Origin of the sequence: Andreprevotia sp. IGB-42 (genome assembly GCF_009848685.1) — a bacterium.
Taxonomy (GTDB): Bacteria; Pseudomonadota; Gammaproteobacteria; order Burkholderiales; family Chitinibacteraceae; genus Andreprevotia.
This window is the reverse complement of record NZ_WXTX01000006.1, coordinates 272,528-290,491: the sequence shown is the minus strand read 5'-3', so window position 1 is coordinate 290,491 and position 17,964 is coordinate 272,528. Positions and strand designations below refer to the sequence as shown.

The window sequence follows — 17,964 nt, the reverse complement described above, 5'->3', positions numbered from 1 at the left end:
TACCAGTTATTCAGCGAAACAGCGCTAAGCCAGGTAAGTGATATGGTGAGCGCTGCAATGCATGCATGGACCCAGAATTGGGGCGCGCAGTTGCCTGGCACGATTACCGCCAGCGCGGCCCAGCAGCCGATACAGGCAACGTGGTCACAGTGGCGGGGAAGTGATGGTCGCCAGATATGGATCAATGTGCCAGAGGGCATGGCGCAATGGTGTGAGCGCTTGCTGTTTGCTGATATGAAGCAACGATCCGGTGCTGACCGGCACGCGGGCTCCAGCATTACTCGTGCAGCTGCTCAAGATGGGCTGCAGGCGCTGTTACACAATCTGGCCAGCGTGGGTGATGCGGCGCCGGACTTGGTGTCATTTGCCGGCGAAGTAAAGGAAATCAGCCCGGTTGGTTGCTTCACTGCGGGGTCCGGCGCATTGACAGTGATATGGCAGGCCATGCCTGGCAGGCCGGTGGTTGTGGTTTATTCCAGCTTATTGCCAAGCGGACGTGTTCGTGCTGGAGAGGGCGCGTTGACTTCGTTAAAAATCGCGTTGAATGCACAGCATCTACGCATTTCAGTTGAACTGGGCATTGCAGAAATGACTTTAGGCCAGCTCGAAAGCCTGCACGTAGGCGACGTCATTCGCCTTGACCGCTGCCTCACTGATGCCCTGCCGATTCTTGACGAGCACGGACAACAGCTATTTACCGGGCATCCCGGTAAACAGCGTGCTGCACGTGCCATCGAAGTACAGAAGTAGAAGTGTTAACCAAGTGAAGGGAAGTACCTTGAACAAAGAGCAACAAGCCGCTGCACCCGGCACAGAGGTGACACAGTTGATCGAATTGCCAGAGTTGCATCCCAGTGCAAAGGCCAAGTCACCGCTGGTAGGCTCCAGCATGGATGTCATCCGCAACGTCAAAATACGCCTTTCGGCAAGGTTGGGCGAAGCCGAACTTTCGGTTGGCGAGCTGATGAGCCTCAAGGAGGGTGAGGTACTTCCCCTTGAGCAGCTACTGGACGATCCGATTGAAATCTTGCTGGACGGGCATGTTGTTGCCCGGGGGCAACTGGTTGCTGCAGGGGATTGTTTTGGTGTTCAGCTGACTGAATTACCGAAGCGGGAAGATTGATGATCAAGGTGTCGTTTTTTGCATGCCTTGCGTTTGTCTTTGCTGGAACGGCATGGGCAATCGAACCTGCTTCCGGAGTGGCATCCGCAATTCCATTCAAGGCCGTCTCATCCGAAGGAGATCTCGCTGCTCGTGTCCTGGGGAGCTTGGTCTGCGTTGTGCTTCTGGGATTGGCAACGGTATGGGTGTTGCGTGGACGCTGGCCAGCTTTGCTGACGCAAACCAAAATCAGGCCGGGGCAGGTGATGCGCATCGTCCAGCGTATGAGAGTGTCGCCCGCACACAGTCTGATTGTCGTTATTTATCGCAACGAAGAATTGCTGTTTACGGAAAGCGCACAAGGTTTGCAATTGCTCAAAAGTAGTCCATTGCCGCTTCAGCAGGAAGAGTAAACATGAGGATACGTAATCGCCTTGTTTTCTCCGGCCTTGCCTGTTTGGGCCTTTTGCTGGTGCCGTCAATGGCTTTATCCGCAGATCTGTTGACTTTGCCGGGTGTGCAGATTGGTGCTGGCGGATCTGATCAGGCATCAACGGGTTTGAAATTGCTGCTCGCATTGACGGTTCTGAGCTTGGTGCCAGCCATCCTGATTTCAATGACCGGGTTCGTCCGTATCGTCATCGTGCTGTCATTGTTGCGCCATGCGCTGGGGATGCAGGAAACCCCGCCCAATACGGTATTGATGAGCCTTGCGTTGTTCCTCACGCTTTTCACCATGTCCCCGGCGTTGACGCAAGCCAATCAGCAGGCATTTCAGCCCTACCTGCAAGGCAAGCTGGCTATGGCAGCTGCGATAGAGAAAGGTGTTGAACCATTCAGGGAGTTCATGATCCGTCAGACGCGTGAAGAAGACTTGGCGTTGCTGGTAGAAATATCCAAAAGTCCACAGCCACGTACCATGGCAGATATCGGTAATTTGCAATTGATACCAGCCTTCATGCTGTCCGAATTGCGGACTGCCTTTCAGATCGGTTTTGTGATTTTCCTGCCTTTCTTGTTGATCGACCTGATCGTTTCTGCAATCCTGATGGGTATGGGCATGATGATGGTGCCACCGGTAACGATTTCGTTACCGTTGAAATTGCTGATGTTCGTCATGATTGATGGATGGAATATCGTAGTTCGTTCGCTTCTTAGCTCATTCCATTAGCCGTTCTTGCTTGGTTCCCTAGCAACGTGCCGACCAAGAATCCCCTGGCGTGGAAAGCCATTGCACCGGAGCGCGAAACAGCGCTCTGGCAAGCACGTGATCAAGCGGATGGCATAGCACGTCAGCAGCTTGCTACGCTCTATCTGCCATTTGCCAAGATGATGGCTGCGCAGATTTATGCCAAACGCATAAATAACGAAATCGAATTCAATGAATATCTGCAATTGGCGTCGTTGGGTTTGCTTGATGCCATCGACCGTTTCAAGGTAGACGCCGGCGCCCAATTCACGACTTATGCCGAATATCGGATCGTTGGCACAATACGGAACGAGCTTGAAGGATACACGGAGCATCGACGTCAGATTGCCGTTCAAAAACGCATCAGGGAGCGCATCTATTCACTCAATGCGGACGGTGCAGCAGTGGAAGGAGAGGCACTCGAACGTTTGGCACGCATCGCTATCGGCATGGCGATGGGAATGCTGCTTGAAGATGAGCGCTTGTGTGCATCTGATGATGAAGCGGCTGCTCCCGTTCTTGCATACAGCTCCCGTGAACTGGCTCAGCTCAGGCAGTGTCTGATGCAGCTACTTGAAAATTTGCCGGAGAACGAGAGGGCGGTTATCCGTTACCACTATCTGCAACAGCTCGAGTTTACAGACATTGCTGCGTTGATGAGCTTGAGCAAAGGACGTATCTCTCAATTGCACCGATCCGCCCTGGAGCACCTGCGCGAATCAGTGGCTCGGCTGAAAACTTCGGATCTGGCTTGGTAATCAATCTGATGGTGGGATGAGCTGAATAATGGCTGATTCAATGTCCGCCTGAAGTGTTGGCTCCCGCATCATTTGCTCACAGATTGTATCTACCATCTGGTGAAAACCTGCATCATTGGCCAGGGTTTCACCCAACTCAGCCAGTAGCGTAGCCTCAATGAAAGCGGCAAAGACTTTTCGCGCCTTCCTTGGATCATCGGGAGTAATGGCATCAAGCCGTGCAACCAGCTTGCGCTCAAGATCCCCCGCTTGCTTGGATGGCGCTTTGAGTTTTTTGTCACGGTTGCGCTGATGACTCGAGGCTTTGCCCGCACTGCCAGCAGATATCTGCTGGCGTAGCAAAGCCAGAATGGCTGGTAAACGACTGACTGGATCAACGCTCATTGGCAGGCCTCTTCCACGGCAGGAACAGGTCTGCCACTTTCACGTTAATGCTTGTATGAGCCATTTGACAGCAAGGCGTTACGGACGATCTGTTGTATTTGCTCTGGATTGCTGGCGTTGAGTGTGGCAAATGCGCGTTGAACAACCTGCTCCACTTCGTGCTGGTTGCCACTGGACTTGGCTTGGAGCAACGCGATGAATTGAGCTGAAAGCCCCTCGGGCGCAAGGCGATACGCACGTTTGAGCAAAGCTTCTGCATCGGCAGTACGCCCTTGCATCGTGGCCACCACAGCCATGCCGCCGTAGCTCTCACCAAAGTTGCGGTCAAGATCCAATGCCTGCTGGAAGCAGTTCTCTGCTTCGGATAGCCGCCCCTCAATTAGATGTAACCATCCGTATGCATGCCATGTGCCGATGTGGCCCGGCATGAACATGACCGCCTGTTCGAAAGCTGCTGCTGCTTTCGTCATATCACGCAGGCTGAAACTGGCAATGGCGAGCCCAGACCATGCGCGGCCATCCCTTGGACGATTGCCAAGCAGCTGTTCGAACCTTGCGCTGGCGGCTGCAGGGTTTTCAGGAATTTCCAGGGTACCCTGCACGACTTGCGCATAAACCTGTTCAGGTTGACTGGCGAGACTCAACTCACTCCAGTGGCGTGCGCCCTCAAGATCATTGTCATCGAGGCACACCAAGGCAAGCAGGCCGGCTACCTCGGCGTTATCCGGTGCTGTTGCGAGCCGCAGTTCTGCATAACTGCGCGCCTGTGCAAGCTCACCTAGTTGATGCAGCGCAAGGATCTGCAAACATGCGGCATAAGGGATATCTCCCCGTTCATTTTCTGGCAATTGCAGCAACTGGTCCAGGCATTGCTGGAACTCGCTGCTAGCGTAGTGAGCATATGCCAGGTTGTAACGCAGGGCAGGGGTGGCTTGCCCTGTTTCCAGCAAGTTCTGAAATAAAACTTTTGCCGTAGCCTCATCGTTTTGGCTCAGCGCAAGCAGCGCGCGCTCGTACATCAGCGCGGCATGTGCAGGCCACCTGGCCAATCCTTCGTCCAGCAATGTCTCCGCCTCTGGTTGCTGCCCTTCGGCCAACTGCAGCTTGACCACGTCCAGCAGCAGATTGATGTTATCCGGGTCTTGGCGGAGATAGCCAAGGTGGCGTGCTATTTTTTCAGATTCAGGAGTCATTGCAATATCAATAAATGGATGAAAATAACATCCAGATCCATGGCTTAGCTGCGGTAGGCGGACAGGAATACATGCTCATCGCTCGCGTCGCTTCCCGAGCCATCTGCAGCCCCATTCGCCTGCGTGGTCAACTGCATCTGAATGACGTTGTTCAGGATGCGCTCCATCTCGGCCTTCAGAGGGACATTGTCCACGGGGGTGGCCAATCCTTGTTTGAGCGCCGCTTCTGCATCGGCCAACGAATTCTGCTCAAGCGCCAGCAAGCCTTGGCGGAAATGTTTTAAGCAATGGTCTGCAGGCAGAAAATCCAGTCCTTGCCATGATGCTCGCGCCGCATCTGCTTTGCCGGATGTAAGTTGCAACAAGCCAAGTTGAAATACCGCGATTTCAAAGCCTGGATCCAGCTCGATGGATTGATGCATGTACTGTTCTGCATCCACATACATGCCAATTTGGGCGTACTGCGTACCCAGCAGGAACGAGGTACGTGATGCCAAATCTCCCGGGTGCGTCAGTGCCTGTTTCAGATAGCCGATCGAGAGATCGTAACGCTCGCGATTGCTCGCCTCTATTGCCAAGTGTAGTAGCTCATCTTCGGTCAACACTTGACTTGGCTGAGATTCATTCACGGTGGTAAGCCTTTTTTAACTAACTGCAAGAAATCAAAACTGCCATCGCTGCTGACAACGTATCCATTGCTAGCGGGCATAGTTTAACGAACACAACACCTAGATGCGCATTATCCACCTTAAATCAGTTCTCATCGAGACCGGGGCAGACCATTTGGGCATCCCAGTCACCTATCGTACTGCCACTACGTATCCATCAACCCGATACCAACCATCAAGCGTGATAATTCTAGATTATCACGCCTTGTTTTTCTTTAAAAATTACCACGCGTTCGGGTTTGTTTGGTATGTAATTACATATTACGTATCATGGTACGAAATTCACCGAAGGAACGAACCATGGCACGTAGCGGCGTCTATAAATCTGAAGTTCAACGGGCAAGGGATAGCCTGGTCGCCCAAGGTAGAAAGCCCTCGATTGATGCTGTGCGCGTGGCTTTGGGTAACACCGGCTCCAAAACCACGATCAGCCGCTATCTGAAAGAGTTGGATGAGGAAGAGGGGCAAGCCCTTGGTGCCACCGTTGCAGTGAATGACGCGCTGCAGGACTTGGTTGGGCGGCTGGCGACGCGCCTGCATGGCGAGGCGGACGCCAGAATCGAGGCTGCAAAAAACGAATTCATGCAGCAGCTTCATGAGCGGGATGCCGCAATCGCGCTTGGAAAGCAGGCCAATCAAGCACTGACCACCCGTTTGAACGCTGCGGAAGCTGAGTTGCAGGCCACGCAATCCGAACTGGAAATCGGCCATCAAGCCCTAATCGAATCGACCGTGCTGGTCAAGCAACTGGAGCAGCAAGTGGCCGGATTGAATGCCCGTCTGGAAGATGGCCAACAGCACCGCGAATCCTTGGAGCAGAAGCACCAACATGCGCGAGACGCCTTGGATCACTACCGCCAGTCGGTTAAAGATCAACGTGAGCAGGATCAGCGCCGGCATGAACAGCAAGTCCAGCAGTTGCACCTGGACAGCCGGCAACTACGCGATACCTTGCTCGGCAAAGGCGAAGAAATCATCGAGCTCAATCGTGAAGCTGCGCGGCTTGCGTCGGAATTGCAGCATGCGAGGGAAGCGATCCGCCAGAGTGAAGTCGCTAAACACAGCATGGCCAAGGAGCTCGATGCCCTTCAAAAACTGGCCCGTGATCGAGACGTGCTGGAAACACAATTGCAGCGATGCCATCAAGACCTGGCGAACGCACTGGAGACCGGCAAGCACCAGCAGGCCGCCATGGAAATTCTGGAAGAGCAGCTGCACGCCAAAGACCTGACGCTTGCCGACATGGGCGGCAAGTTGAGTTTTTTCGAGCGCAGCTTAGAAAAACCAAGCTCAGTTCAACATACGAGTTCTTAGTAGTGAAATTTCATAGCAGTCACAAGCCAGCTTGGTGGCGGACGGTCGGCTAAACATTGGTTGCGCGGGCAAAGCGACCGCGGCGCCGGTTGGAGTTGGAGTAAAGCGTAAAGCTGCGGCTGGCACTTTGCGTGGGCATACATTGCCTACTAGGAACAACATCATGCAAAAAAAAGTAACAACTTTATGCAAACGGACGATAGCCCCCTAAGCTTGCGTAACGCAATAAGCAACTTTACATAATATACATTATGCGAAGTTTAGAAGACGGGTTTGCGTAATCTTTACGGGGGCGCACGCCAACCCAAAGTTGACGACATACTGTTGGTGACGTAACAGGATTTTCGTAACCAAAGCACCGCATGCGTCTTGCTGTTGATGTTTCCGGCCGACCCAAGATGTCAATTTTCCGTAGGTGGGATTCCTACGGTCAATACAGTCACTTCCCCCTAAAAATTGCAATCCGCAGCGTGCAAGGTCGGGTTGATGTCCGGGTAGACCAGATGCGCGTATGTTTGCGCCGTATCGGTCTTCGCCGGTCTGGAACAGGGGAAGCACATGAAAGGTTGTTTGAAGATGATCGGCTGGGGGTTGATTGCGATTGTTGCATGCCAGCAGGTTGCGGCAAGGCCCCTGCCACGCGCTGCAAGTGCGGTGGCAAGCGCGCCAGATGCGCTCACAACAGCAGAAGCCCGTCAGGCGCTGGATGTACTGCAGAATGACAAGAAACGCGCCGAGGTCATCACCACATTGCGTGCAGTGGTCAAGGGCGCACAACTGACGCCCGGAGTGCTGGCGGAAGAAAGTGCCTCTGCTCCGGCAGCCGAAGCTGCCTCCGCGCCCGCTTCGGCACCAGTACATATCGGTGCGCTGACCAAGGACAGCCTGCTTGGCCAGGTTTTCCTGCATGTATCACAATGGCTGGATGCGGCGTCTGTGCGCGCAAAGCGCACGCTCAATACGCTGATCGAGTTGCCGCATGTGGGGCAATGGTGGCGCACCACGCTGGCGTCGCCGGCCGGCCGCCAGCTTTTCATCGATGCGCTGCAGGTCTCGGTACTGGTGTTTGGCGTGGCATGGCTGATCGAATGGCTGACTGGCTGGCTGTTGAAACGCCCCAAACGTAAGCTTGCGCAGCGGGGCCGTGGTACGCGCTATACGCTGGCAACCAGCGATCCGGCTGATCCTGCACATGTGACCGATGCCCGGGCAGCAGGCATTACCTCACTACCGCGGCCGGTGCATGCGCAGGCTACGTTTGCACAGCGCTTGCCCTACGCGCTGGGGGCATTCCTGCTCAATCTCGTACCCGTTGTAGCATTTTTTGCCGCCGGCAGCGTGCTGCTTTACTTCGTTTCGAACAATCAGCCGGCGGTACGGGAATTCGTGTTGGCATTGGGGAACGCATGGATCACGCTGATGATCATCTTTGCGGTGATCTCCCTGCTGGTCGCACCACAAACGCCGAACCTGCGGCTGCTGCATATCGGCGACGAAGGCGCACGCTACGTGCATACTTGGCTGACGCGCATTGCCCTGGTCGTGGTCGTCGGTGGTGGCGCAGTTGTCGCAGCATCAGCACTGGGCTTGGGTGATGATGCCCGTGATGCGCTGCTCAAGCTATGCACGCTGGTCGGCCATGTAATGTTGCTGGTGATGCTGCTGCGTTCGCGCATCGCCGTATCCGGCTATATCCGGGGCGACACCACCCGCCAGGGCGCGCGTGCCCTGCTGCGGGACTGGCTGGCGGATATCTGGCCCGTTGCGGCGACAGCATTGATCACCGGCATCTGGGTGGTAGGTGCGCTGGGAGTGGATAACGGGTTTGAAAAACTGCTGCATTTCCTGGCGGTGACTGCTGCCGTGCTGGTACTGGCCAGAGTCATATCGATCGCCACCATGGCCATGCTGGGGAAGGTATTCCGGGCCGGCCACGCCGAAGATGCGCCATTGCACATTGCCCGTGCCAGCCGCTACTTTCCGTTGGCACAGCGCATTGCCTACGTGATCATCGCTATCGGCACGGTGTTTGCGTTGCTGGAGGTATGGGGCTTCGAAACACTGGCCTGGCTGCATACCGGTACCATCGGACCGCGGGTGCTGTCTGCAAGCATCACCATCATCGTGTCCTTGCTGGTTGCATTGTTCGTGTGGGAAGGCGTCAATCTGATCGCGGAAAGCCGGCTGAAGCGCTGGAGCGATGCCGGTGATCGCACCCGTAGCGTGCGGCTGACCACCCTGCTGCCCATCATCCGTACAGCAGTCTTCATTGCGGTGGTGCTGGTAGTGGGGCTGACCACGCTGAATCAACTGGGCGTAAACACCGCACCTTTGCTGGCCGGGGCATCCATCGTCGGCGTGGCGTTGGGTTTCGGTTCGCAAAAGCTGGTACAGGACTTCATTACCGGCATTTTCCTCATGATGGAAAATGCCATCGAGGTGGGTGACTGGGTGACGGCTGCCAATGTATCGGGCTCGGTTGAAAAGCTGTCCATACGGACTGCCCACTTGCGCTCTGGCGATGGCTCGCTTGCCATCGTGCCATTCAGTGCGGTCACGACCGTGATCAACAACAACCGTGGCCTGGGTAATGCGGCGGTACGGGTATCGGTAGATGCACAGGAAGATCCGGATCGCGTAATCGAAGTGCTGAAGGAAATCGGCGCCGGCATGCGCAACGATGACGCCTTCAAGGATGCCATGCTGGGCGATCTGGACATCTGGGGGGTGGACGCAGCAGATGGTGCAACTTTCACTATTGCCGGGCAGATCCGCTGCCGCGACAGCAGCCGCTGGAGTGTCCAGCGCGAATTCCTGCGCCGTGTGGTGCTGCAGTTCCGGGAACAAGGCATCCAGCTAGCCAACCCCAACCGCAGCTTTATCGTCAACCCGGCTGCGCCTACCTTGCCCCAGCCGGCACCAGTTATCTCCACAGCGCCACCGCCGACGACGGTAGCGCCCTCCTAGACAACAGGCAAAAAAGAGCCGGGCCATGCATCGCATGGACCCGGCAAGTTGCTGCTGCACAACGCTTGACCTCAGTTATCTGCCATCGCCAAGGCAATGAGCAGGTTCAATATCGCTTGCAGCCCATACTGCGACCACGCCGTACGCAGGGTTGCGTCATTTTGCCGAATTAGCTTGCCACGTCCGAAATGGTTAGGGCACTTTCACCATAGTTGTAATTTGTTGGTGTTTTCCAGTAATCAGCAGTTCATTGCCCATATTCACATTTTTTGCCGGAACTATTTGCCAGCCGGCAAGAAATATGCAATCGGTATAAGCCTGTCCGCCCTTCTCCCGCCCAGAAAAAGACACACACCTACAGGCAATGAAAAATGCATGGCGCATGCTTGGACCCATGCAGATCGCAGGAGATAGCCATGCCCAAATGTCATATAAGGAAAGCATTATTTCTGGCTGCAAGCATTTATTGCATTGGCCTGCCTGCTGCCCAAGCCGATAGCCCCGAGCAATTGCGGGAACGCTATACCGCATTGGGTAGCAAACTGCAGAACAATGCTTATGGCAAGCCGATCCACATTGAATCCAGCCAATTGGATAACCGCCTGCGTGGCGATGTGTATGCAGTGCTCAATGCACGCTTCGACACCTTGAAAGAAGCACTCAAAGCGCCCAATACCTGGTGCGAGATCATGATCTTGCCGATCAATGTCAAGTATTGCCATCCTGAATCGGACAGCAACTCGACGGATCTCTCGGTATTTATCGGCAAGAAAGAGACTCAGGATCTGGATGATGCACATGAACTGGCTTTCCATTACCAGCTTGAGCAGGCCACACCCAACTACTTCAACGCGCGACTGAATGCGCCATCCGGCCCCGTCGGCACGCGGGATTACCGCATACAGCTGGAAGGCACTTCACTGCCCGATGGCAGCAGCTTCATCCACCTGTCGTATTCGTATGGCTATGGCACCACGGCCAAGCTGGCGATGAAAACCTACTTGGGCACCGTGGCAAGCAACAAGGTCGGTTTCAGCCGGGATGGCAACGACTATGTTGACGGTGTGCGCGGCCTGATCGAACGCAATACCATGCGCTACTATCTGGCTATCGAAGCTTATTTTTCCGCGCCAGATCGAAACCAGCTTGATCGTCGTCTGGAAAACTGGTTTGCCGCCACGGAAAAATATCCGCGGCAGTTGCACGAAATGGAATGGCGCGAATATCGTGACATGAAGCACGAAGAATATAGTCGCCAGCAGCGGCCCCTTGCAACGGTCAACTGAACAGCAAAGCCGGAGCCGGAGCCGGAGCCGGAGGCAAGCTGCCGCGCTTTAAGCCTGCTGCGGACAATGCTTGAGGGATCCGTCCTACATCCATAAAACTGGCCGCCGCTGATGATGTCGAAGTCTGCAGATTGGTGATAAGCAAGGTCATGTCAACATGGTCTGCGCTTTTGCTATTTTGCTGACAGGCAGCATAGGCTGCGGCCGCGCCAGCAAGCATGCTGGGCGGCCACCCCTTAAACCACAGGTCATGAACTGGCGATGCGTGCCATCGGGCCCATTCTGACGCATTGACCAAGCTGATCAACCTTTCAAGTGACAGGGCTGCAATGACCAACAAAACACTGGGTATCCTCTACGTTGAAGACAGCGAGATCTTGAGCTCCACTATCGTCGAGTACCTGCAGGAACTGGAATTTGATGTGGTTGCCGTATCAAGCGCTGAAGAAGCAACGGCCATGCTGGAGCAGCGATCGTTTGACGTGCTGTTCACCGATGTTGGCTTGCCAGGGCGTTCAGGGGCGGTATTGGCAAAAGAAGTAACTGCCATGTACCCCGGCATGCGTATCATCCTTGCATCTGGCTATGACCTGAGTCAGCAGGCATTCAGTAGTAACGTTGTTTTATTGCCCAAGCCTTTTGATCTGGATGCAATAGAGCGAGCGCTTACCCTGCCCTGCTAAGGCAACGGTTTTCCATATGCTGGCTGCACACGGGTTTTTTGCTGCGTCCTACATCAAGATGGGCATATGTCCTACAAAGAACCACTGATCCGGTAAGCGAAAATCGGTAGCTGATTTTTCATGCTTCCGAAATGGCCCCGTGCCTTTCGCACCTACTGGCACTCATATGACCTCCTCTCCCAGCCATCCAGAGCTGCACCAGAAAGCATTCCAGAACATCCTTGCCCGGAATGTAGGGTTGCCATTGATTATCGCCATGGTCTCGTCCGCGATATTCATAGCGCTGGTTTTCTATCTGATGTCGGTCAGCCGTTGGGTGGATCATGCCGATCAGGTAATAGGCCGCAGCAATCTGGCATTCAAGCTGCTGATTGACGGGGAAACCGGTTTACGCGGTTTCGTAATTACCGGCAAAGAAAACTTTCTGGAGCCATACGATAATTCAACGAAAAACTTCAGCAAAGAAATAAAGGCTTTAAAAGTCCTCGCGGGAGACAATCCTGGCCAAGTCGCACGGCTTTCCCGCGCTGAAGAGACCTATCGCAAATGGCATGTTTATGCCGAAAAACTGATCCAACTTCGCCGGCAGAACGCCGGCATCAGTCCAGCCGCTGAAGTCACGGCCGTCGTCACCTCCGAAGAAGGCAAGATGATGATGGACGAGATGCGCGGCTTTCTTGGCGATGCAATCCGGGTGGAAGAAACGCTGCGCACCCAGCGCAGCGAGCAGGCCAACTCCACCATCGTGATGCTGGTTGGCATCACCATCGCGGTGGGCTTGCTGTCGGGTATTTTCCTGGCGGTCAACGGCCGGCGGCAGATGCGGGCACTCTCCAATGTGTATGGCGAAACGCTGGACAAGCAACGCAGCCATGCGCAGGCGCTGGAGCGGGAAAGCTGGCTGAAAACCGGCGATGCACGTCTTGCAAACGCCATGATGGGTGAGCAGAGCACGCTGCTGCTCGGCGACAACCTGCTCAAGTTCCTGGTGGAATATCTGGGGGCCACCGTGGGCGCGGTGTACGAAAGCCGTGATGGCGACAACTTCGTACGCGTGGCCGACTATGCGTTCTCCGCCCACGCACAGCTGGCCAAGGCCATGTTCCGCCGCAAGGAAGGCATTACCGGGCAGGCGGTGGCGGATCAACGCGTCATCGAGCTCGATCAATTGCCCGCTGATTACATCAAGGTGGGGTCTGCACTCGGCGATACCACGCCGAGCAGCGTGCTGGTGATTCCTGCTGCGGGCACGCGCCACATTACTGCCGTCATCGAGCTCGGCTTTTTGGGCCCCCTGCCACCGCTGGCCGGCGAACTGGCGAGGCTGATCAGTGGCAATGTGGGCATGGCATTCGATTCTGCGCAATACCGCGAACGGCTGCAGGAAATCCTGACCGAAACGCAGCGCCTCAATGAAGAGCTGCAAACGCAGCAGGAAGAGCTCAAGGTTGCCAACGAGGAGCTGGAAGAACAATCGCGTTCGCTCAAGGAATCGCAGGCGCGCATGGAAAGCCAGCAGGCCGAGCTGGAACAGAATAACGACCAGCTCGAAGAGCAAACCCAGGCATTGATGCAACAGCGCGTGGAGCTGGATCAGCGCAACGATGCGCTGCGCGAAGCCCACATGACACTGGAAAGCCGCGCCGAAGAGCTGCAACGCGCCAGCCGCTACAAGAGCGAATTCCTCGCCAACATGTCGCATGAGCTGCGCACACCGCTCAATAGCTCGCTGATCCTGTCCAAGCTGCTGGCCGACAACGACGGCGGCAACCTCACGCAAGAGCAGGTGCAGTTTGCATCGTCGATCTATTCTGCCGGCAATGATCTGCTGACGCTGATCAACGACATCCTCGATCTATCCAAAGTGGAAGCGGGCAAGCTCGATATCTGGCCGGAAGATGTACCGGCAGCACGCTTGGTGGAATCACTGAAGCAGACCTTCCTGCCGCAGGCGCTGGCCAAGCGGATCGCCTTTGAAACCGAGATTGCCCCGGATGCACCGGCCACCATCCATACCGATGTGGCCCGTGCGCAGCAGGTACTGAAGAACCTGCTCTCCAACGCCGTCAAGTTTACCGAACATGGCACGGTGCGCGTGGTGGTCAGCGGCAATCCGGCGGGCGGCTACAGTTTTGCGGTCAGCGATACCGGCATCGGCATTGCGCCGGATCAGCAGGCCACCATATTCGAAGCATTCCACCAGGCCGACAGCGCCGCCAACCGCAAGTACGGCGGCACCGGGCTGGGATTGTCCATTTCCCGCGAGCTATCCACCCTGCTGGGCGGCCACATTACCGTGGAAAGTACGCCCGGCAAGGGCAGTACCTTCACGCTGGCACTGCCAGCCCGTATCGAAGTGCGCGAGCATGACGAGCAGGCGGCGGAGCCCTTGCCCAAGATCGCGGCCGTGCCTGTGGCAACACCGCCGCAGCCAGCGCCCAAGCCAGCCGAGCCGGCGCTGGAAGACGACCGTTCGGACATGAACAAGGATGCCAGAACGCTGCTGATCATCGAGGATGATGTGGCATTCGCACAGGTGCTTTACCAGATCGGCCATGAACGTGGCTTCAATTGCCTGCTGGCGCAAAACGGCACGGACGGCTTCAGGCTGGCGCAGGACTTCGTGCCCGATGCCATCCTGCTGGACATGAAACTGCCCGATCATTCCGGCCTGACGGTCTTGGAACACGCCAAGAACGACCCGCGTATCCGCCATATCCCCATCCATGTCATTTCCAGTGCGGACAGCACCAACGCCGCGATGCAGATGGGCGCGATCGGCTACGCCAGAAAGCCGACTGACCAACAGGCATTGCGCGATATCTTCGCCCGGGTCGAAGCCAAACTCTCGCAAAAGACCAAGCAGGTGCTGGTGGTCGAGGATGATGATCTGCAGCGCGAAAGCATGGTGAAGCTGATCGGCGATGATGACGTGCAGATCACAGCAGTTGCGCTGGCAGAAGACGCGCTGGTCGCGCTGCGCAATACCGTGTTCGATTGCATGGTGGTGGACTTGACCCTGCCGGACATGGCTGGCCACGAATTGCTCAAGCGCATGGCCAGCGATGAGCTGTGCGCGTTCCCGCCGGTGATCGTCTACACCGGGCGAGTGTTATCGCGCGAGGAAGAAATGGAGCTGCGCCGCTACTCGCGCTCCATCATCATCAAGGGCGCCCGCTCGCCGGAGCGCCTGCTCGATGAAGTCACGCTGTTCCTGCACCGGGTGGAAAACCAGCTGGCGCCGGAACGGCAACAGATGCTGCGCGTGGCGCGCAACCGTGATAGTGCTTTCGAAGGTCGCACCATCCTGGTGGTGGATGACGACGTCCGTAACATCTTTGCACTGACCAGCGCATTGGAGCATAAGGGCGCCAAAATCGAGATCGGCCGCAACGGGCGCGAGGCATTGGAAAAACTCGACAGCAATGCCGATATCGACCTGGTGCTGATGGACATCATGATGCCGGAAATGGACGGTTACGAAGCCATGCGCCGCATCCGCGAGCAGGCACGCTTCGTGCGTCTGCCCATCATCGCGGTAACCGCCAAGGCCATGCGTGATGATCAGGAAAAATGCCTGGAAGCGGGTGCCAACGATTACCTGACCAAGCCGATCGATCTGGACAAACTGCTGTCGCTGATCCGGGTCTGGATGCCCAAGATCGGGAGGGGGTGAGCGTGTATCCGGCCAGTGATTTCGACCTGGAAATGCGCCTGCTGATCGAAGCGATCTACGGCAAGTACAACTACGATTTCCGCAATTACTCCGGGGCATCGGTCAAGCGCCGTATCGAGCATGCATTGCTGCAGATGGAATGCCGCACGGTATCGGCGCTGCAGGAACAGATCATCCACCAGCCGGACCGTTTCGGCGTGCTGCTGCAATACCTGACGATACCGGTGAGCGAGATGTTCCGCGATCCGGCCTATTTTCTGGCCATACGGGAAAAGGTGGTGCCGCTGCTGCACACCTATCCGTCAATCAAACTGTGGATTGCAGGATGCAGCACCGGTGAAGAAGTGTATTCGATGGCCATCCTGCTCAAGGAAGAAGGCCTGCTCGAGCGCACCATCATCTACGCGACCGATATCAACCCGCGCAGCCTGCAAAAGGCCGAAGATGGCATCTTTCCGCTCGATACCATCCAGCTGTTCACCAGCAACTACCAGAAGGCGGGGGGCAAGGGTGAGTTTGCCGATTACTATACTGCCGCCTATGGCTCTGCACTATTCGACAAGAACCTGCGTCGCAACATTACTTTTGCCGACCATAGCCTGGCCACGGACAGCGTTTTTTCCGAGATGCATTTCATCTCGTGCCGCAACGTGCTGATTTACTTCAACCGGGAGCTGCAGGACCGCGCATTCGGCCTGTTCAGCAGCTCGTTGGTGCACCGCGGTTTCCTCGGGCTCGGTTCCAAGGAAACCGTGCAGTTCTCCAGTCACGCGGCGAGCTTTGAAGCGTTCGACCGGCAAGAGCGGATTTTCCGGAAAACATGATGCAGCCCGTTCAACACAATCTTCCGCAATTCGTTGTACTGATCGGTGCTTCCGCAGGTGGGCTGGAAGCATTGGGGCGCATCCTGCCGGTGCTGCCCGCGCATTACCCGGCCGCAGTGGTGGTGATGCTGCACCAGGCAGCCGGCAGCCAGAGCCTGCTGCCGGAAATCTTTGCCCACCGTGTTGCCCTGCCGGTGAAAGAGGCCGACGACAAAGAACACCTGCAGGCAGGAACGATCTACTTCGCGCCGCCCTCCTATCACCTGTTGCTGGAAAAAGACGTGAGCTTTTCACTCAGCAAGGATCCACCCGTGCATTTTTGTCGCCCCGCTATCGATATACTGTTTGATTCTGCCGCTGATGCTTTGGGGCCGCTGGCGGTCGGCGTACTGCTATCCGGTGCCAACGAGGACGGCGCTGCCGGGCTGGCCCACATCGCCCGCGAGGGTGGCGTGACCTTGGTGCAACGCCCATCCGACGCACAGATCGACACCATGCCAGCCAGCGCACTGGCCCTGTTCACGCCCGACCACCTGCTTTCCGCTGCCGATATCGGCAAGCAACTTGCCATATGCAATATTGGGGAATGCCGTGGAACCCGTTGAAAAAGTACACCTGCTGCTGGTGGACGACCTGGTAGAAAACCTGATCGCGCTGGAAGCATTGATCAAGCGCAACGATGTCATCATTCACAAGGCGACATCGGGCATCCAGGGGCTGGAACTGATGCTGGAGCACGATTTTGCGTTGGCACTGGTCGACGTGCGCATGCCGGGCATGAATGGCTTCGAGCTGGCCGAGCTGATGCGGGGTACTGAAAAAACCAAGCATATCCCTATCGTGTTCGTCAGTGCGGGTGGCAAGGAACTCAATTACGCGTTCAAGGGCTATGAGAGCGGCGCGGTGGATTTCCTGCACAAGCCGCTGGACGTGCATGCGGTACGCAGCAAAGTGAACGTATTCATCCAGCTGCATTGCCAGAAGCGCGAAATGCGCCAGCAGCTGGAAGCGCTGCAACGCAGCAAGGCCGAACAGGAGCAACTGCTGAAGGAACTGCGCAAGACGCAGGATGAGCTGGAGGAAGCCATCCGCGTGCGCGACAACTTCATGTCGATTGCGTCGCACGAGCTGAAAACGCCGCTCAGCTCGCTCAAGCTGCAGACGCAAATGCGTGCACGCCATGTGGAGCGCGGCAATGACGACGCCTTCAGCATCCCCAAGGTACGCAAGATGGTGGAGACGGACGCCCACCTGATCGACAACATCGTCAACCTGATCGACGACATGCTCGATGTCACCCGCATCCGCGGTGGCAAGCTGTCGATGCAGCCGGTGCGCTTCGATCTGGCCGAGCTGACCAAGACGGTGGTGGAGCGTTTCCATGAGCAACTGGTGTGCGCAAACGGCAGCTACGAGCTGGTGCTGGAAAGTGCCGCGTGGGGCATCTGGGATATCCAGCGTATCGAGCAGGTGATCACCAACCTGCTGACCAATGCCATGCGCTATGGCGCCCATAAACCGGTGCGTATCGAGGTACGCCGACTGCCGGATGGCGTTGCGCAGCTGCTGGTGCAGGACAATGGCATCGGCATTGCCAAAGCCAACCAAGACCGGATATTCCGTGTATTCGAACGTGCCAACAATGACAACACCGCAGGTGGCCTTGGCTTGGGTCTATATATTGTCGGACAGATCGTGGATGGGCATGGCGGCCGGATCCGGGTGGAAAGCGACGAAGGCGCTGGTGCAACCTTTATCGTCGAGCTGCCGGAAATCCCCGCGCAGACCGGGGTGGCCCGGCTATCCTGAGCAGCCTGCGGCACCACGGCGGTGGTCATTGCAGTGGCGACATTCCTGCTGTTCTCGCTGCGCTACTGTTGGGTAGCACTGAACAGAACGTGCAAGCACAAAGGCTCACCA

General features: G+C 56.3%; 16 protein-coding genes. 13 read left to right on the top strand and 3 right to left on the bottom strand.

The window, feature by feature from the left end; genetic code table 11:
* The first annotated feature begins 57 nt into the window (after positions 1-57).
* Genes IGB42_RS11640 through IGB42_RS11620 form a run of 5 tightly spaced genes read left to right on the top strand, consistent with a single transcriptional unit; the run spans position 58 to position 3,049 of the window.
* On the top strand, positions 58-750 hold the full coding sequence (locus IGB42_RS11640) for a FliM/FliN family flagellar motor C-terminal domain-containing protein (RefSeq protein WP_159671698.1): 693 nt from the start codon (positions 58-60) through the stop codon (positions 748-750).
* A 28-nt stretch (positions 751-778) separates the two neighbouring features.
* On the top strand, positions 779-1,123 hold the full coding sequence (locus IGB42_RS11635; protein WP_159671696.1) for a FliM/FliN family flagellar motor switch protein: 345 nt from the start codon (positions 779-781) through the stop codon (positions 1,121-1,123).
* Positions 1,123-1,515: a hypothetical protein gene (locus IGB42_RS11630; protein WP_159671694.1), complete on the top strand. Its 393-nt coding sequence runs from the start codon at positions 1,123-1,125 to the stop codon at positions 1,513-1,515. Before IGB42_RS11635 ends, IGB42_RS11630 begins: the two co-directional genes overlap by 1 nt.
* A 2-nt stretch (positions 1,516-1,517) precedes the next feature.
* Positions 1,518-2,273 (top strand): flagellar type III secretion system pore protein FliP, encoded by a 756-nt coding sequence (fliP, locus tag IGB42_RS11625; protein WP_159671692.1) that lies wholly within the window; start codon positions 1,518-1,520, stop codon positions 2,271-2,273.
* 26 nt (positions 2,274-2,299) lie between these two features.
* A complete protein-coding gene (locus tag IGB42_RS11620; RefSeq protein ID WP_159671690.1) occupies positions 2,300-3,049 on the top strand; it encodes a sigma-70 family RNA polymerase sigma factor in 750 nt (249 codons plus the stop codon).
* Here the strand turns inward: IGB42_RS11620 and IGB42_RS11615 are convergent, their stop codons facing one another.
* From IGB42_RS11615 to IGB42_RS11605, 3 genes are read right to left on the bottom strand one after another with little or no spacing between them, the layout of a single operon-like run.
* Positions 3,050-3,433, bottom strand: coding sequence for a hypothetical protein (locus IGB42_RS11615; RefSeq protein ID WP_159671688.1), 384 nt, complete (start codon positions 3,431-3,433; stop codon positions 3,050-3,052).
* A 44-nt stretch (positions 3,434-3,477) separates the two neighbouring features.
* A complete protein-coding gene (locus tag IGB42_RS11610; protein WP_159671686.1) occupies positions 3,478-4,626 on the bottom strand; it encodes a tetratricopeptide repeat protein in 1,149 nt (382 codons plus the stop codon).
* Positions 4,627-4,670: 44 nt separating this feature from the next.
* Positions 4,671-5,255, bottom strand: coding sequence for a hypothetical protein (locus IGB42_RS11605; protein WP_159671684.1), 585 nt, complete (start codon positions 5,253-5,255; stop codon positions 4,671-4,673).
* A gap of 339 nt (positions 5,256-5,594) precedes the next feature.
* On the opposite strand from IGB42_RS11605, the gene IGB42_RS11600 reads away from it, so the two are divergent.
* The 8 genes from IGB42_RS11600 to IGB42_RS11565 all read left to right on the top strand — a co-directional run bounded on the left by IGB42_RS11600 (position 5,595) and on the right by IGB42_RS11565 (position 17,853).
* Positions 5,595-6,608, top strand: a complete 1,014-nt coding sequence (locus IGB42_RS11600; RefSeq protein ID WP_159671682.1) for a DNA-binding protein — start codon at positions 5,595-5,597, stop codon at positions 6,606-6,608.
* Between the two features lie 558 nt (positions 6,609-7,166).
* The gene (locus IGB42_RS11595) at positions 7,167-9,575 is read left to right on the top strand and encodes a mechanosensitive ion channel domain-containing protein (protein WP_159671680.1); all 2,409 of its coding nucleotides are present in this window, start codon (positions 7,167-7,169) and stop codon (positions 9,573-9,575) included.
* A 416-nt stretch (positions 9,576-9,991) separates the two neighbouring features.
* Positions 9,992-10,861: a hypothetical protein gene (locus IGB42_RS11590; RefSeq protein WP_159671678.1), complete on the top strand. Its 870-nt coding sequence runs from the start codon at positions 9,992-9,994 to the stop codon at positions 10,859-10,861.
* A 290-nt stretch (positions 10,862-11,151) separates the two neighbouring features.
* Positions 11,152-11,544 (top strand): response regulator, encoded by a 393-nt coding sequence (locus IGB42_RS11585; RefSeq protein WP_159671676.1) that lies wholly within the window; start codon positions 11,152-11,154, stop codon positions 11,542-11,544.
* Between the two features lie 166 nt (positions 11,545-11,710).
* On the top strand, positions 11,711-15,220 hold the full coding sequence (locus tag IGB42_RS11580) for a response regulator (RefSeq protein WP_159671674.1): 3,510 nt from the start codon (positions 11,711-11,713) through the stop codon (positions 15,218-15,220).
* Positions 15,217-16,044: a protein-glutamate O-methyltransferase CheR gene (locus tag IGB42_RS11575; RefSeq protein WP_236822553.1), complete on the top strand. Its 828-nt coding sequence runs from the start codon at positions 15,217-15,219 to the stop codon at positions 16,042-16,044. The genes IGB42_RS11580 and IGB42_RS11575 overlap by 4 nt, the downstream gene beginning before the upstream one ends.
* On the top strand, positions 16,041-16,649 hold the full coding sequence (locus IGB42_RS11570; RefSeq protein ID WP_174764207.1) for a chemotaxis protein CheB: 609 nt from the start codon (positions 16,041-16,043) through the stop codon (positions 16,647-16,649). Before IGB42_RS11575 ends, IGB42_RS11570 begins: the two co-directional genes overlap by 4 nt.
* The gene (locus tag IGB42_RS11565; protein ID WP_159671672.1) at positions 16,636-17,853 is read left to right on the top strand and encodes a hybrid sensor histidine kinase/response regulator; all 1,218 of its coding nucleotides are present in this window, start codon (positions 16,636-16,638) and stop codon (positions 17,851-17,853) included. The genes IGB42_RS11570 and IGB42_RS11565 overlap by 14 nt, the downstream gene beginning before the upstream one ends.
* Positions 17,854-17,964 lie beyond the last annotated feature (111 nt).

Excerpts from the sequence above, each read along its gene's own strand:
- IGB42_RS11640 (WP_159671698.1), top strand. The coding sequence starts at position 58 with ATGCATGCATGGACCCAGAATTGGGGCGCGCAGTTGCCTGGCACGATT.
- IGB42_RS11630 (WP_159671694.1), top strand. The coding sequence starts at position 1,123 with ATGATCAAGGTGTCGTTTTTTGCATGCCTTGCGTTTGTCTTTGCTGGA.
- fliP (WP_159671692.1), top strand. The coding sequence starts at position 1,518 with ATGAGGATACGTAATCGCCTTGTTTTCTCCGGCCTTGCCTGTTTGGGC.
- IGB42_RS11615 (WP_159671688.1), bottom strand. The coding sequence starts at position 3,433 with ATGAGCGTTGATCCAGTCAGTCGTTTACCAGCCATTCTGGCTTTGCTA.
- IGB42_RS11610 (WP_159671686.1), bottom strand. The coding sequence starts at position 4,626 with ATGACTCCTGAATCTGAAAAAATAGCACGCCACCTTGGCTATCTCCGC.
- IGB42_RS11600 (WP_159671682.1), top strand. The coding sequence starts at position 5,595 with ATGGCACGTAGCGGCGTCTATAAATCTGAAGTTCAACGGGCAAGGGAT.
- IGB42_RS11595 (WP_159671680.1), top strand. The coding sequence starts at position 7,167 with ATGAAAGGTTGTTTGAAGATGATCGGCTGGGGGTTGATTGCGATTGTT.
- IGB42_RS11590 (WP_159671678.1), top strand. The coding sequence starts at position 9,992 with ATGCCCAAATGTCATATAAGGAAAGCATTATTTCTGGCTGCAAGCATT.
- IGB42_RS11580 (WP_159671674.1), top strand. The coding sequence starts at position 11,711 with ATGACCTCCTCTCCCAGCCATCCAGAGCTGCACCAGAAAGCATTCCAG.
- IGB42_RS11570 (WP_174764207.1), top strand. The coding sequence starts at position 16,041 with ATGATGCAGCCCGTTCAACACAATCTTCCGCAATTCGTTGTACTGATC.